Source organism: Planctomycetota bacterium (assembly GCA_035574235.1).
In the GTDB taxonomy this organism is placed as follows: domain Bacteria; phylum Planctomycetota; class MHYJ01; order MHYJ01; family JACPRB01; genus DATLZA01.
Window position 1 is genome coordinate 1 of sequence record DATLZA010000025.1, and the last position, 15,019, is coordinate 15,019.

General features: G+C 70.1%; 9 protein-coding genes. 5 read left to right on the plus strand and 4 right to left on the minus strand.

All coding sequences use genetic code 11. The features are described 5' to 3' along the window. Positions 1-148: 148 nt before the first annotated feature. The gene (locus tag VNO22_02115; GenBank protein ID HXG60145.1) at positions 149-844 is read right to left on the minus strand and encodes a hypothetical protein; all 696 of its coding nucleotides are present in this window, start codon (positions 842-844) and stop codon (positions 149-151) included. A gap of 512 nt (positions 845-1,356) precedes the next feature. On the opposite strand from VNO22_02115, the gene VNO22_02120 reads away from it, so the two are divergent. Together VNO22_02120 and VNO22_02125 are read left to right on the plus strand one after the other, a co-directional pair. Next, the gene (locus tag VNO22_02120) at positions 1,357-1,620 is read left to right on the plus strand and encodes an FmdB family zinc ribbon protein (protein ID HXG60146.1); all 264 of its coding nucleotides are present in this window, start codon (positions 1,357-1,359) and stop codon (positions 1,618-1,620) included. A 25-nt stretch (positions 1,621-1,645) separates the two neighbouring features. Then, positions 1,646-3,733 (plus strand): prolyl oligopeptidase family serine peptidase, encoded by a 2,088-nt coding sequence (locus VNO22_02125; protein ID HXG60147.1) that lies wholly within the window; start codon positions 1,646-1,648, stop codon positions 3,731-3,733. A 1-nt stretch (position 3,734) separates the two neighbouring features. Here the strand turns inward: VNO22_02125 and VNO22_02130 are convergent, their stop codons facing one another. Beyond that, positions 3,735-5,900, minus strand: coding sequence for an ATP-dependent RecD-like DNA helicase (locus VNO22_02130; GenBank protein ID HXG60148.1), 2,166 nt, complete (start codon positions 5,898-5,900; stop codon positions 3,735-3,737). Between the two features lie 103 nt (positions 5,901-6,003). Between VNO22_02130 and VNO22_02135 the strand changes: the two genes are divergently transcribed. Together VNO22_02135 and VNO22_02140 are read left to right on the plus strand one after the other, a co-directional pair. Continuing rightward, positions 6,004-7,236 (plus strand): CotH kinase family protein, encoded by a 1,233-nt coding sequence (locus VNO22_02135; protein ID HXG60149.1) that lies wholly within the window; start codon positions 6,004-6,006, stop codon positions 7,234-7,236. 126 nt (positions 7,237-7,362) lie between these two features. Next, the gene (locus tag VNO22_02140) at positions 7,363-7,950 is read left to right on the plus strand and encodes a KGG domain-containing protein (GenBank protein HXG60150.1); all 588 of its coding nucleotides are present in this window, start codon (positions 7,363-7,365) and stop codon (positions 7,948-7,950) included. A gap of 227 nt (positions 7,951-8,177) precedes the next feature. Here VNO22_02140 and VNO22_02145 read toward each other — a convergent pair whose 3' ends face one another. Both VNO22_02145 and VNO22_02150 read right to left on the minus strand, forming a co-directional pair. After that, complete coding sequence (locus tag VNO22_02145) at positions 8,178-9,827, minus strand: hypothetical protein (protein HXG60151.1); 1,650 nt, start codon at positions 9,825-9,827, stop codon at positions 8,178-8,180. Positions 9,828-9,930: 103 nt separating this feature from the next. Continuing rightward, the gene (locus VNO22_02150; GenBank protein HXG60152.1) at positions 9,931-10,884 is read right to left on the minus strand and encodes an RNA polymerase sigma factor; all 954 of its coding nucleotides are present in this window, start codon (positions 10,882-10,884) and stop codon (positions 9,931-9,933) included. Positions 10,885-11,204: 320 nt separating this feature from the next. Here VNO22_02150 and VNO22_02155 point away from each other — a divergent pair, with 320 nt between their 5' ends. Next, on the plus strand, positions 11,205-14,867 hold the full coding sequence (locus VNO22_02155; protein HXG60153.1) for a PVC-type heme-binding CxxCH protein: 3,663 nt from the start codon (positions 11,205-11,207) through the stop codon (positions 14,865-14,867). Positions 14,868-15,019 lie beyond the last annotated feature (152 nt).

Genomic DNA, 15,019 nt, shown 5'->3' on the forward strand with positions numbered 1-15,019 from the left:
CAAGGGCTGCGCCGGGGACCGATCGCCTCGTGGTAGAGGTGGGCCAGGCGAACCAGACGCCGCATGACCCGGCAATCCAGGTACGAAAGAGCGATCAGGTGCTCCCCGAGGGGGTGGTAACGATGTCCCTGATCAGTCCACTTCGGGCTTACGGCCGTTCCAGCTCCTCCAGGAACCCCCGGATCTCCGGATCGTCGGGCTGGACGGCCGCGGCCTCCAGCAGGAGCGCCTTGGCATAGGCCGGCCCCTTCTCGTGATAGTGAAGGTAGGCCAGAAGCGTCTTGGCCTCCACGTCCAGCGGATTCTGCCGCACCCGATCCTCGAGCGCCGCCAGGAGGCGCGCATACTCCTCGGAACTGAGGACCTCGGCGGGCCGGATCCTCCGGAGCCACCGGGGATCCGCCCCCCGCGCCCGGGCCAGGAACGCCGCCGCTTCCCGAAGATCGCCCCGCGCCAGACTCGACAGAGCGAGGTAAAGATACGAATCCGGCACGGCGCGGAAGAGATGAAGCTCCGCCGGTCCGTACCGGCCGGCGCGCAATTCTTCGATGCCGCGCTCCAGCCGCTCGCGCGCCTCGCGACGGTCCAGGTCCGCCCGCGACGGCTCCGGCGACGACGATGGCGCCCGAGGGGAAGGCGAAACGGCCGGCGGCGCAGGAGCGGAAGGTTCCGCCGCGGGCGGCGCGCTCAGGGGCGCCGCCGAAGGCGGCGCGGGGAGCGGCGGCGCCGGCGCGCCCAGCAGTTTCTCGAGCTCCGCCACGCGGGCCCGTTCCCGATCCCGCTCCCCGGCCAGACGGCGGATTTCGAGAACGGCAAAGAACGTGGTCCCGGCGAAACCGACCACAAGGATTGCGAAAGCCCACCGCAGCGGGGATCGCGGCCGGCTTGGCTCTTCGGGAAAGAGCCCCAACGTGGCCATGGCGAACCCCCATGGTAGCGCATCCGCCGAGGGGGAACCACCGAATTCGCGCCCCCTCCGCGTCGGAAAGAACACGTTTCTGAAGCCCGCCCGTGGCCTCCCGGCGGAATCCGGCGCGGCACGCAGATTGCTCAAAAGCGGCTATAATGCAAAATGGCATGCAGCCCGGCCGACCCTACCGCCCCGAGGCCCTGGCCATCGTGGCCCTGGCGCTCCTGGCCACCTTGGCCCTCCTGGGAACCCACATCCTGCTTCCCTGACCGCCGCCTGCCCTCCAACCCGCCAAACTGACAGATCCGCTCACCCTTGAAAGATTCGATTGCAATATGCTAGAAAGTAGGAACTTATAAACGACCTCGACCTCAAGCCCTGGTACGGAACTTGCGGAAGGTTCGCGGTCCGTGGAAAAGGCCTGGTCATAAGGAGGACGCCGTCTTATGCCGACGTACGACTACGAGTGCGGCGGGTGCCGTCACACTTTCGAAGTCTTCGAAGGCCTGCACGCCCAGGGACTTCGGGAATGCCCCAAGTGCGGCAAGAAGCAGGCCCGGCGTCTCATCGGCATCGGCGCCGGCCTTGTCTTCAAAGGCTCCGGCTTCTACGTCACCGACTACAAGCGCTCAGGGGGTGGAAACGCCTCCGAAGCTCCGGCCAAGTCCGAGAAGAAGGATTCTTCCTCGTCGGAAAGCCGTAAGACCTGAAGCCGCGGCGCCGGCGCCAGCCCGTGTGGTTAAGCCCCGCCTCTCCGAAGCCCTCGCCCTGACCCTCCTTATGGCCTCCGCCTGCGCGGCTCCGGCGACCTCCTTGGGACCCGACGAGGACCCCTACCTCTGGCTCGAGGAAATCGACTCGGAGCGCGCCCTCGCCTGGGTCCGCGAGCGGAACGAGAAAACCCTCCGGCGCCTCGCCCACGATCCCCTCTACCCCTCCCTCGAGGAGGACGTCCGCCGCATTCTCACCGCGCGCGACCGCATCCCCCTGCCGTCCCTCGAAAGCGGCTGGGTCTACAACTTCTGGCAGGACGCCGACCACGTCCGCGGACTCTGGCGACGCACCCGCCCCGAGGAATACGCCCGGGATGAACCCGCCTGGGAAACGCTCCTCGACCTGGACGCCCTGGCGCGCCGCGAAAACGAAAACTGGGTCTGGCAGGGCGCCTCCGTCCTGCCCGGCTCCGACCGCGCCCTCGTCTTCCTCTCCCGCGGCGGCAAGGACGCCCGCGTCGTCCGCGAATTCGATCTCTCCCGCCGCGCCTTCGTGCCCGAGGGCTTCTTCCTCCCCGAAGCCAAGTCCCGCGTCGCCTGGCTCGACGCCGATACGCTGCTCGTGGGCACGGACTTCGGGCCGGGATCCCTGACCGATTCCGGCTATCCCCGACAGGTCCGCCGCTGGCGGCGTGGCGCCCCGCTGGCCGACGCCGAGCTCCTCTTCGAAGGCGCCCCGAGCGACGTCTCCGTCTCCGCCTACACCTCCTTCCGCCCCGAAGGACGCCTCGCCGTCCTCCTCCGCGCCCCCTCGTTCTTCCAGGAAGAGTGCCGCCTTCTCGAGCCCGACGGCACGCTCCTTCCGGTTCCCTTCCCGTCCGACATCGACTTCCGCGGCGTTTTTCAGGGCCGTCTGCTCGGGCTCCTGCGCCGCCCCTGGCGCGTGGGCGACCGGAACTTCCCCGCCGGCTCGCTCGTGGCGCTCCCGGCCGGCGCCCCGCCGGAGCGGGCGGAACTCCTCCTGGCCCCCGACGAGCGCACCTCCCTTCTCGGAGTCTCCGGCTCCCGGAGCGCCCTCTACGTCTCGGCCCTCGAGAACGTCCGCGGCCGCCTCTACCGCCTGGCCCCCGGTCCCTCCGGATGGTCCCGCGCCGCCGTGCCCCTGCCGGACCACGGCGCCGTGGGCGTCGTGTCCGCCGACGACGCCGACGACCTCCTCTACCTGCGCTACGAAAGCTTCGCGGTTCCTTCCACGCTCTACGTCCTGGAGAGCGCCTCCCGGGAACCCCGCCCGATCAAGCGCCTCCCCGAACGCTTCGACGCCCGCGGCGTCCGCGTGGACCAGTTCGAAGCCGTCAGCGCCGACGGCACCCGCGTGCCCTACTTCGTGGTCGGCCGCGAAGGCCGCGGCCCGCGTCCGACGATCCTGCACGGGTACGGCGGCTTCGAGATTCCTCAGACCCCCGCCTACCTCGGCACGCTGGGAAAGGCCTGGCTGGAGTCCGGCGGACTCTACGTGCTGGCCAACATCCGGGGCGGCGGCGAATTCGGCCCGCGCTGGCACCAGGCGGCCCTGCGGGAAAACCGGCCGCGCGCTTTCGAGGACTTCCTGGCGGTGGCGGAAGATCTCGTGCGCCGCGGCCTGACCGAACCCCGGCGCCTCGGAATCCTCGGCGGTTCCAACGGCGGACTGCTCGTGGGCGCGTGCCTCACCCGCCGCCCGGACCTCTTCGGCGCCGTCGTCTGCCAGGTGCCCCTTCTGGACATGCTGCGCTACCCGCGGCTCCTGGCCGGCCGGAGCTGGGTGGCCGAATACGGGGATCCGGACGATCCCGCCATGGCGGCGGCGCTGCGCTCCTACTCGCCCTACCACAACGTCCGCCCCGGCGTCCGCTACCCGCCCGTTCTCTTCATCACCTCGACGCGCGACGACCGCGTCCATCCCGGCCATGCGCGCAAGATGGCTGCGCTTCTCGAAGCGCGGGGAAACGGCGACGTCCTCTACTACGAAAACATCGAAGGCGGCCACGGCGCGGCCGCCAACCTCGAGCAGCGCGCCCGAATGCTCGCGCTCCAGTACCTGTTCTTCCGGCGCACCCTCGGCGGCTGACCTATACCCCGGCCCCCGCCAGCCGCTCCCGGAGCCCCGAAATCCTCCCGGCGTGATCCGTGCGGCGCACCGCCAGCGCCAGCGCCCGCCGCGACCCCACCAGCACCACCAGCCGCCGCCCCCGCGTCACCCCCGTGTACAGCACGTTCCGCGAAAGCATCCGGTAATGCTGAAGGTGCAGCGGAATCACCACCGCCGGATACTCCGATCCCTGGCTCTTGTGGATCGAGCAGGCGTAGGCCGGCACCACCTCGTCGAGCTCCCCGAAGTCGTACCGCACCTCCCGCCCGTCGAAGTCCACCGCCACCTCGCGCTCGACCTCGTCGATCGCCGTCACGAACCCCAGGTCGCCGTTGAAGACCTCCTTGTCGTAGTTGTTGCGGATCTGCATGACCTTGTCCCCCCGCCGGTACGAAAACCCGAAGCGCAGAACCGCCGGCCCCGGCGTCCGGTTGAGTTCCCTCTGGAGCCGCTCGTTGAGCGCCCGGGCGCCCACCTCCGAACGGTTCATGGGCGTGAGCACCTGCACGTCCCGCACGGGGTCCAGGCCGAACCGCGCGGGGATCCGCTCCCGCACGATCCTCACCACTTTCTCCACGACCTCCGCCGGCTCGCCCGCCTCGACGAAGAAAAAATCCTGCAGCCCCTCCCCCCCCGCCTCCAGGACCGGCATCCGTCCCCGGTTGATCCGGTGGGCGTTCGTCACGATCCGGCTGCGCGCCGCCTGGCGGAAAATCTCCGTCAGCCGAGCCACCGGCACCGCTCCCGATTCGATGAGATCCCGCAGCACCGTGCCCGGACCGACCGACGGCAGCTGATCCGCATCCCCTACGACCAGAAGCGCCGCCGACGAAGGCACCGCGCGCAGAAGCTGGTTCATGAGAACCACGTCCACCATCGACGCTTCGTCGAGCACGACGACATCCCCTTCGAGGGGACGGGAGCGTCCCCGCTTGAACTCGCCCGACACCGGGTCCACTTCGAGGAGCCGGTGGATCGTCCGCGCTTCCAGGCCCGTGGCTTCCGAGAGCCTCCGCGCCGCCCGCCCGGTGGGCGCCGCCAGCAGGCACCGCAGCCCCCGCCCCGTGTAGATCCGAACGAGCGAATTCAGGAGCGTCGTCTTGCCGACCCCCGGGCCGCCCGTGACGACGAGCACCTTGCTCCCGAGCGCGCGCCGGATGGCCTCCTTCTGGCCTTCCGAAAGAACCAGCCCCGCCTCGCGCTCCGCCCGGGCGATCGCCTCCTCCGCGTCCGCGCCCCGGAGCGGATGGGGCCCCTCCCGAAGGCGCCGGAGCGACTCCGCCACCCCCGCCTCCGCGTGAAAGAGCCCGGCCAGATACACGCACGCCCGACCCCGCACGGGATGCTCGACGAGCCGGCCCTCCGCCCGCTCTTCCTCCAGCGCGCGGCGCAGGACCTCGTCGGGAATCCCCAGAAGCTCGCGCGCCCGCCGGACGAGCTCCTCCGTGGGATACGCGCAATGGCCCTCTTCGCCGAGCGACTGGAGCGCCCACGCCAGGCCCGCCCGCGCCCGCTGGGGAGAGCGCGCGTCGATCCCCAGCCGCGCGGCCAGCTGATCGGCGGTCTTGAAGCCGATCCCGGGGATGTCGTACGCGAGCCGATAGGGATTCTCCCGCACCACGTCGATCGCGCGGGCGCCGTAGGTTTTGTAGATCCGCACCGCCCGCGCCGTCCCCACCCCGTGGGACTGAAGAAACACCATGATCTCGCGGATCACCTTCTGGTCCGCCCACGCCTCGGTGATCCGCTTCTGCCGGACCGGACCGATCCCCTCGACCTCGAGCAGCCGCCGCGGCTCCCGCTCGATGACGTCGAACACCTTTTCCCCGAAGGCGGCCACGAGGCGCGCGGCGAAGTGCGGCCCGATGCCCTTGATCATCCCCGAGGCGAGGTACTTTTCGATCCCCTCGAGCGTCCCCGGCGGGGTGACCCGAAGCCGTTCCGAACGGAACTGGCGGCCGTGCTCGCGATCCTGGACCCACGTTCCCTCGGCGTCCACGAACTCCCCGGGCGCGACGCTCGGGGCATGCCCCACCACCGTGGCCAGGTCGCGCGCCCCGCGCGTCTTGACGCGCAGGACGCAGAAGCCGTTCTCCTCGTTGTGGAACGTGACCCGCTCGACGACGCCGGAGAGGGTCTCGGGCATGCGGGCTACTTTAGGACCGCGCGCCGGGAAATGCAAAGCCCCGGATAACGTCCCGCCCTTTCGACCGTCACTCAGAGGACGGTACGGAGGAGGCGAGGCGGCCATGAGACGCGCGATGAGCGTGGCGCTGCTGGCCTTGCTGGCGGCGTGCGGGGACGAAGGGGAAGGGCGTCCGGCCCAGCAGGTCCTGGGCCCCGGACCCGCGCCCCCCGGGGGAGGCCCGGACCCCTTCGACGACGGGGTTCTGGCCACCTGGCGGATCACGATGGATCCGGCGGACTGGGACCGGATCGTGGCCGATCCCCACGACAACACCTGGCGCCGGGGAACCGTGGAGTGGCAGGGGGAACTCTACGCGGACGTCGCCATCCGTCCCAGCGGCAACCGCTCGCGGATCCCCGGCAACCCGAAGCCCTCCCTGCGCCTGGAATTCGACGAGTTCCTCCCCGCGCGGGAATTTCACGGCTTCAGCACGATCAAGCTCGACGCGATGATCCATGACTCCACGATGATGCGGGCGCGGCTGGAGTACCCGGTTTACGCCGCCCGCGGCGTCCCCGCCCCCCGCTACGTCCACGCCCGGCTCTACGTCAACGGCCGGTACCAGGGGCTTTACGGAGTGGAGGAGCGCGTCGGCAAGGAATTCGTCCGCAAGCGGCTGGGGCGGCCCGTCCAGCAGCTCTACCGGTGGGCGGCGTCGGCCACGATGCACGACCTTCTATGGGTAGGTCCCGAGCCGATCGCCAACTACGTGCCGCGCATGTGGATCCCCGAGATCGAGGAACTCCCGCCGGACGCGGAGGGAGTCCGGGAGCTGTGCCGGCGCCTCCACGAGGACGCGGCGCGCGTGCCGGAGATCTTCGACGTGGAGAGCTTCCTCAACCTCATCGCGGCGGAAACGCTCCTGGGGGAGGGCGACCAGTACGTCGCGGGCCGCGAAGGAGAGCGGAGCGCCAACATTCATCTCTACAAGTCCCCGGCGAGCGGCAAGTACATGATTCTGCCGTGGGACTGCGACCAGGGCTTCTGGCGTCCCGAAACGGCGGTGACCCACGGGTTCGAGAACCGCGTGCTCACGCGCGTGCTGGTCCTGTGGAATCCCGCCCACATGGCCCGTTACCGCCAGATCCTGCGGGAGCTGATCGCCGGCCCCTTCGCCACGGAGCGCGTCCATGCGCGCGTCGATTACATCCTCGAGCAGATCCGGACCGCCGCTCACGAAGATCCGCTCAAGCCCTGGACCTCCGAAACGTTCGAAGCGCGGGTCCAGGCCCTCAAGAGATACGTCGCGGACCGCAATGCCGCCTTTCTCGGCCAGCTCGCAGGCCCCCCCTGAAGCGGGCTTTCATAACGTCCCGGGAAGGCGGCGGCTCATAAGGGTGCGTCGAGGGTCTTCGGGCACGGCGGCCTCCCGCGACTGAAGTTTCCCGCCGTTCGGAACGGTTTTTGAAAGGAGCGCGTTATGCCCAGACGGTATTACGAGGAAGAGGAAGAAGAGGAGCGCGGAGGCCGGCACGGCCGGCGGTCGCGCGAGGAAGCGGGCCGGCGCGGAGCCGAGGCCCGCTGGGGCCGGGAGTACGGCGGCGAGGAGGAAGAGTACCGTCCGCGGGGCCGTCGCGGGTTCGCCGCCCTGGACCCCGAAGAGCAGCGCGAGATCGCCCGCCGAGGGGGCTATGCCGCTCAGGAGGAACGGTCGCCCGAAGAGCGCCGCGAGATCGGCCGCCGCGGAGGATATGCCGCCCAGGAGGCGCGCAGCCCCGAGGAGCGCGAGGAGATCGGCCGCCGCGGAGGTCGCGCCCGCTGGGAGAGCGAGGAGGCCGAAGAGGCCCTCGAGCGCGGCGAGTACCGCCGGGGCGGTCGCCATCCGATGGGCTTCGCCGCCCTGGAGCCCGAAGAGCAGCGCGAGATCGCCCGGCGCGGAGGCGAATCCGTCCCCTACGAGACCCGGCGCGAAATCGGCCGCCGGGGCGGCCGCGCGCGATGGGGCGAAGAGGAAGAAGGGGAGGAACGTCCGCGCCGCCGATATCGGCAGGAGGAAGAAGAGTATTGACCTCTCCGCCGAACGTCGCTGAATCCGCCGGGCCGCCTCCGGGCGGCCCGGCTCTTTTTCCGCCCGGAGGGCTCCTGCACTTCCACCGCCGCCCTTCGGCCCGGCGGGCCTGAACGTACGCGACCACGGCGGGGTCTCCAGAAGACCTGCGGATCCCCTGCATCCTCGCCGTTGACGGAAGCCGGCGCCGCTGTCGCCGAGGGGAAAGACGTCACGCTCTTCCCCCATCAGCGGGGCGCGGGGGCAGCGTCGGCTCCCTTCGTCAGGGGCAGGCACAGACATGAGGAGGTCGCCTCGATGTCCGCGTCCTTCCAGGCCTCTCGGAAGCGCCGCTCGACGTCCCGGGCGTCCTTGCCCTGAGCGCGCAGGCTGCGCGAGAGCCCCAGAAGCGACCAGCCGTTTTCCGGCCACCGCGCGAGATCGTCGCGGTAGACCGTCTCCGCCTCTGCCGCCCGGCCGGCGTGCAGAAGCGCGGCGCCCAGAACATGACGGATGGGCTGGATCCAGTCGGGAGGCTCGTCGTATCGGAGCGCGTCCTCGCGCCGGACCGCCTCCCGAAGGGCGGCGAAGGCCGGTTCCGCCTTGCCCTCCCGGTAGAGAATCTCGCCCTCGAGCGCCGCCTCCGCCACCGCGAGGAGGTCCGCCGCCGAGTTGTTTCCTAACGAGGCCTCCTTGGGCACTCGAGCGCGCGCCTCAAGGAACGCCTTCTGCTCGGCCCGCGCCTCGACCGTGCGCTTGAGCGCCGCGAGCGACACCGCCCGCGCATAGCGCCAGAGCGCCCGCGAGAGCGGGAACATCTCCAGCGGCTCCGGCTCGGCCAGCATCTCGTTCCAGCGCCCGAACCGGATGTGGAGCTCGTACGGCGTCGCGAGGAACCCGTCCGCGATCGCCGCATACTCCCGGAGCCAGGCTTCCGGCATCGCCTCCACAAGCTCGCGGCCCGCACGGGTCGCCTGGGCGCTCTGACCGCGCATCATGGAGATGAAGGCCAGCATGTGGCGGTTGTGCGACATGTAGATGCGATAGAAGCCGGGAGGCTTCGAGCGCGCGACGTACGCGTCGTCCGCCGCGATCGCCCGCAGGTTCGCCTTCGCTCCCTTCTCCCACGTCCCCACCCGTACGTCGATATGCGACGGCATGTGGACCAGGTGGCCCAGGCCCGGCGTCAAATCGCGCAGGCGATCGGCCGCCGCAACGGCCCGGCCGGGGTCGGACGACGCCTCCACCGCATGGATGTAAAGATGCAGCGCCAGGGGATGGTTCGGCGACTGCGCCAGCACCTCCTCAAGCAGGCGGACGATCGGCCCGGTCCATTCCTTGGGCTGGCCGTCCGAAGTGTAAAGATCCCACGGGTGGACGTCCATGAGCGCCTCGGCCGCGAGGGCCCCGATGTCCGCGTCGGCCGGATACTTCTTCCGAAGCGCCCCCATCGCCTCCGCGAAGGCCTGGTCCAGCGGGGCGCGGTCCTCCGGCGGGGGATCGGCGTAGCGCCGGCCCAGGGCTTCGATCAGGTCGCGCTCGACCGGGTCGGCCTTCGGAGCGAGCTCGCGCGCCCGGGTCAGCGCCTTCCATGCCTCGCGCGCCCGCTCGGGCGGAAGCGCGGGATTGTTGATGTGCGGCCCGTGCGCGAACGAGATGCCCCACCAGGCCATCGCGCACTCCGGATCGAGCGCCGCCGCGCGCTCGAACGAGCGGATGGCCTCGTCGTGGTTGAACGCGAACAGGAAATTGAGCCCCTGGTCGAACCAGGCCTGCGCGGCCGGCGACCGGGTCGAGATCGCACGCGTGTGGTGTCCCAAGCCCTCGTACCTCCCCTCCGGAAGGGGAGCACAGCCGGCGGCCAGCGTCACCGCCGCCAGGCGAACGAATGCCTTCATACCAAGTCTCCTCGCCATTGTCCTTTATCAGGCTGGATGCGGAGGGAGACTTTAAAGTTCGAAGCCGGGCGTTTCCAGAGCACCGAAACCCAAGGAGTTGCGTCTAGCGCGTCTTTTCCATGATCGCGCGGCGTTCCGAGGCGGAAGGGCGCGCCGCCATGTACACGAACGCCCGGGCCACGGCCTGCCCGCGGTGGATGTAAACCAATGAGCCGGCCGGAGGACAGCGGAAGGGGTTGTCGGGGGGATTTTCGATCCGGAACTCCAGAACCGAGACCGGACCGCTTCCCAAGGCGCGCACCGGAAAATACTTCGTCCCGGCGCGAAGGTCGCCATCCACTTCGAGCTCCAGCCGCTCCCGCCCGCGATACCAGCGGCCTTCTAAGCGGAGCTCGAGGTCCGAAGAGAAGCGCCTCAGGAAGGCGTCGCGCGCGCCGAAATGAAGCCGGGCCAAAAGCTCCCCGTCGTGCCGGGCGCGGGCTTCCGCGTCGCGGTCCCCTGCGCCGTGGCGAGCGGCAGCCTCGCTCGCCAGCGCTTCGCTCAGGCGCCGGCGGACCTCGGCCAGCCGGCTGCGAACCGTCCCCACGGGGACCCCAAGAATCCGCGCGATCTCCTCATAGGAGTCGAACGTCCCGAAGTGGCGCAGGAGCGCCGTCGCGCACAGGTCCGCCGGCAGCCGGGAGAGGGCGCGGCGGATCCAGCCGCCGAGCAATCGGCCGTCGAGCTCCTCCTCGATTGCCCTTTCCGGATCCCCACGCGGCACGGAAATCCCCGAGAGCGCGACCTCGGCCTGCCGCCGCTCCCGGAGGGCCATTCGGCAGACATTGCGCTGGATCTCCTCGAGCCACGGGCGCGCGAGGAGGGGGTCCCGCAGCGTATGGAGACGGGTCATCGCCCGCAGGCACGCCTCCTGAACGGCGTCTTCGACCTGAGGACCGTGGCCGAGGTAGGACAGAGCGATCGCGACCAGCCGTCCTCGGTGGCGCTCGAGCAACGCTCCGAGGCTCCCGGCGTCTCCCGCCCGTGCGGCCGCCACCAGCTCGGCGTCGGGCACCATGCTTCCCCGTTATGGTACAGGGACCAGGACGCGACGTCCAAAGTCCCAAGCTCCCTCTGCAACCCCTCGTTTTTCGGGATTCGCCGCTCCTCGCCCTCGCGCGCGTGCCGGCCGGCCCCCGGGCGCGGCCTTTTCCGCCCCGAAATCGCGAGCCCTGAGCCGCAACCCCGGGGTTCCCTTGTATTATGAAGCGAAGGGCCGAAGCCGGAGCTCCCCCGCGATTCCGCGCTTCGGTGCCGGGAACGGTCACAAAGCGGGCCGTCGCGATATTACCTTAGACGACCGTTCCGCGGTCGAACCGATCCCATGAGGAGCCCGTCATGATGCGTCTGGCCGCCCTCGCCGTCCTCGCGCCCCTGGCCTTCCGGCCTCAAAGCGATCCCTCGCCGGCCCCCCTGCGCCTCGAACCCGGCGCCCGCATCGTCCTGATCGGCGGCGGCCCCGGCGCGCGCATGATCCACTTCGGAAACTTCGAGACGGAGCTCCACCTGCGTCACCCCGAGCACCGCCTCGTGGTCCGCAACATGTGCGACGAAGGCGCCACCCCCAGCTTCCGCCCCCACTCCGCCCGCAAAAACCAGCTCGGCTTTCCCGGCGCCGAAAAGTTCGCCCTCCGCTACGCCGAAGGACGCCTGGCCCCCGGCGAAGGATTCTTCCCCTCCGACGAAGAGTGGCTCGCCCTCCTCAAGGCCGACGTCCTCATCGCGTTCTTCGGCTTCAACGAATCCTTCCAGGGCATGGCGGGCCTCGAGCCCTTCCGCGAGGAACTCGACGCGTTCGTCCGCCACACCCTGGCCCAGAAGTACAACGGCGCCGTCCCGCCGCGCCTGGTCCTGGTCTCCCCGACGGCCATCCAGGATCTCTCCGCCACGATGGACGTCCCCGACGGCAAGGCCCAGAACCCCGTGCTGGCCGCCTACACCTCCGTCCTGGAAGCCGTCGCCCGCCGGCACGGCGTCCCCTTCCTCGACGCGTTTCACGCCTCCCAGACCTGGTACCGGGAATCCCGGGCGCCCCTCACGATCGACGGCGTCCTCCTCAACGAACAAGGCGACCGGAAGCTCGCCGCGTTCCTCGCGGAGCGCCTCTTCGGCCCCGGACCCGCGCCCGCTGAAGACCGCCGCGAGCGCGTCCGCCGCGCCGTCCTCGACAAGGACTGGTGCTGGCTCAACGACTTCAAGATCCCCAACGGCGTCCACGCCTACGGCCGCCGCCACAACCCCTACGGACCCGCCAACTACCCCTTCGAGATCGAAAAGGTCCGCCAGATGACCGAAATCCGCGACCGGGCCATCTGGGCCGCCCTCAAGGGAGAAACCCTCGACGTCGCCGCCCTGGACGCCCAAACGCGGCCGCTCCCGCCCGTCGAAACGAACTTCAAACGCCCGATCAAGTTCCTCTACGGCGAGGACGCGCGGGCCACCCTCCGCACGGCGCCCGGCTACAAGATCGAGCTCTGGGCGAGCGAGAAGGAATTTCCCCGCCTGGCCAAGCCCGTCCAGATCTCGTTCGACAACAAGGGCCGACTCTGGGTGGCGGTGATGCCGAGCTACCCCCACTGGCGGCCCGGCGACCCTCTGCCGGACGACAAACTGCTCATTCTCGAGGACACCGACGGCGACGGCCGCGCGGACCGGGAAACGGTCTTCGCCGACAAGCTCAACCTGCCTCTGGGCTTCGAGTTCGCGCCCGAAGGCGTCTACGTCTCCCAGGGCCGCGACCTCCTTCTGCTCAAGGACACCGACGGCGACGACCGCGCGGACGTCCGCGAAGTCGTCCTGAGCGGCTTCGACGACCACGACACCCATCACGCGATCAGCGCCTTCTGCGCCGATCCCTCGGGCGCGATTTTCATGTGCGAAGGGGTCTTTCTCCGCACGAGCGTCGAAACCCCGTACGGCCCCGTCCGCGGCACCGACGGCGGCTTCTTCCGCTTCGACCCGCGCCGCCGTCACCTCGAGCGCCACGCCCAGCTTTCGATCCCCAATCCCTGGGGCGTCGCCTTCGACGACTGGGGCCAGCATTTCTTCCTGCACACGTCCGGACCCAATCTCGAGTGGATGCTCCCCGGCTCCATCCGGCCCCGCTACGGCGTGGCCACGCCCGGGAGCGCCGACCTCCTCGAGCCCTCCCACCGCGTGCGGCCCACATCCGGCCTCGAATTCGTCAGCAGCCGCCACTTCCCCGACGAGGTCCAGGGGGATCTCCTCCTCAACAACACGATCGGATTCCTGGGAACCAAGCAGCATCGCGTCATCGAGGAGGGCACGGGGTACCGCCTCCGGTGGCGACAGGACCTCGTGGTCTCCAGCGACCCGAACTTCCGGCCGGTCGATCTCGAGTTCGCCCCGGACGGATCGCTCTTCCTCGTCGATTGGCACAACCCCCTGATCGGGCACATGCAGCACAGCGCCCGCGACCCGAACCGCGATCACACCCACGGCCGTATCTACCGCATCACGTATCCCGCCAAGCCCCTTCTCACGCCGCCGCCCGTCCACGGCGCGCCGATCCCGCAGCTCCTCGAAAACCTCAAGCTTCCCGAGTACCGCGCGCGCTACCGCACGCGGCGCGAGCTGCGCGGCCGCCGCCCCGAGGAGGTCCTTCCCGCGCTGGCGCGCTGGATCGAGGGGCTGCGTCCGTCCGAACCGAACTTCGAGCACCATCTTCTGGAAGCCCTGTGGGTCACCTGGGGCTTCAACCGCGTGGACGAAGCGCTTCTGCGCCGGCTGCTCGAATCCAAGGACCCGCGCGTCCGCGCCGCCGCCGTGCGCGTTCTTCGCTACAACGTCTCCCGCGTCGCCGACGCCGTGGAGCTTCTCGTCCGCGCCGCCCGCGATCCGCACGGACGGGTGCGCCTCGAGGCGATCGCGGCGGCCTCCTGGATGAGCCGCGAGGCGGGCCTTCAGGTGCTCGACGCGGTGCCCGCCGAATCGGCTTCGGACCCCTGGATCCGCGATCCGCTCCGCACCGCCCGCGCCCATCTGCGCAACGAATCCCTCCAGGAAACTCCGGCCGTCCAGGCGCCGGCCCGCCTCAAGGGAACGGCGCGCTCCCTCTACCTCCGGGGCGCCGAAATCTACGCCCGCGAGGGCCACTGCGGAACCTGCCATCAGCCGGACGGCCAGGGTCTGGAGCTTTCGGGATTCCCTCCGCTCGCGGGCAGCCCCTGGGTGACGGGCGACGAAGAGCGGCTCATCAAGCTCACGCTCCACGGCATGATCGGCCCCCTGGAGCTGAACGGGAAGATCTACCCGGGCACGACCCCCATGACGCCCTTCGCCGGACTGCTTTCCGACGAGGAAGTGGCCGCGGTCCTCACGTACGTCCGGAATTCGTTCGGCAACGAGGCGCCGCCGGTCTCCCCCGCCCGCGTCCGCCAGGTGCGCGAGGCGACCCGGAGCCGCGCCGGCTTCTACACGGCCGCGGAGCTTCTCGACCCCGCCGCCCGGCCCGCCCCCGCGGCCGCGCGCAAGTTCGTCCGGATGTGGACGATGGACGACTTCAAGGGCGCCTTCGACGCTCCCCTTCGGGGCCGGGACTTCGAACGCGGCAAGCGCCTCTTCGAGGTCGCCGGCTGCGCGCAATGCCACAACGTCCGCGGGGAAGGCGCCCATGTCGGCGCGGATCTCAGCCGCGCGGCGGACGAGTACCGCGGCGCGGAGCTCCTGCGGCAGATCCTGGAGCCTTCGGCGCGGATCAAGGACGAGTACCGCGTGGTCCGGATCCTCCTCAAGGACGGCCGCCGCGTGACCGGCATGGTCGTGCGGCGCGACGCCGACACGCTCCACGTGGCCGAAAACCTCCAGGAACCCGGAAAGACGGTGGCGGTCCGCAAGGCCGACGTCGAGCGGGTGGTTCCCTCGGACCTCTCGCCCATGCCGTCGGGGCTCCTTTCGACGCTCGAGCGCGACGAGATCCTCGATCTGGTGGCCTTCCTCGCCGCGAAGGGAAACCCCGACGATCCCGCGTTCCGGAAGTAGCCTCAGCGCGGGCGGACGGCGTACAGCGAACCCCCCGCCGACCGGACGGCGGCGACGGTCTCCGGGTAGGGCGTGTCCGTGATGTCCACAAGCCCGATCTGGTAGTTCTCTCCGTCCAGCTCGCGGCCCGTGGAGGGCTCGTCCCGATACTG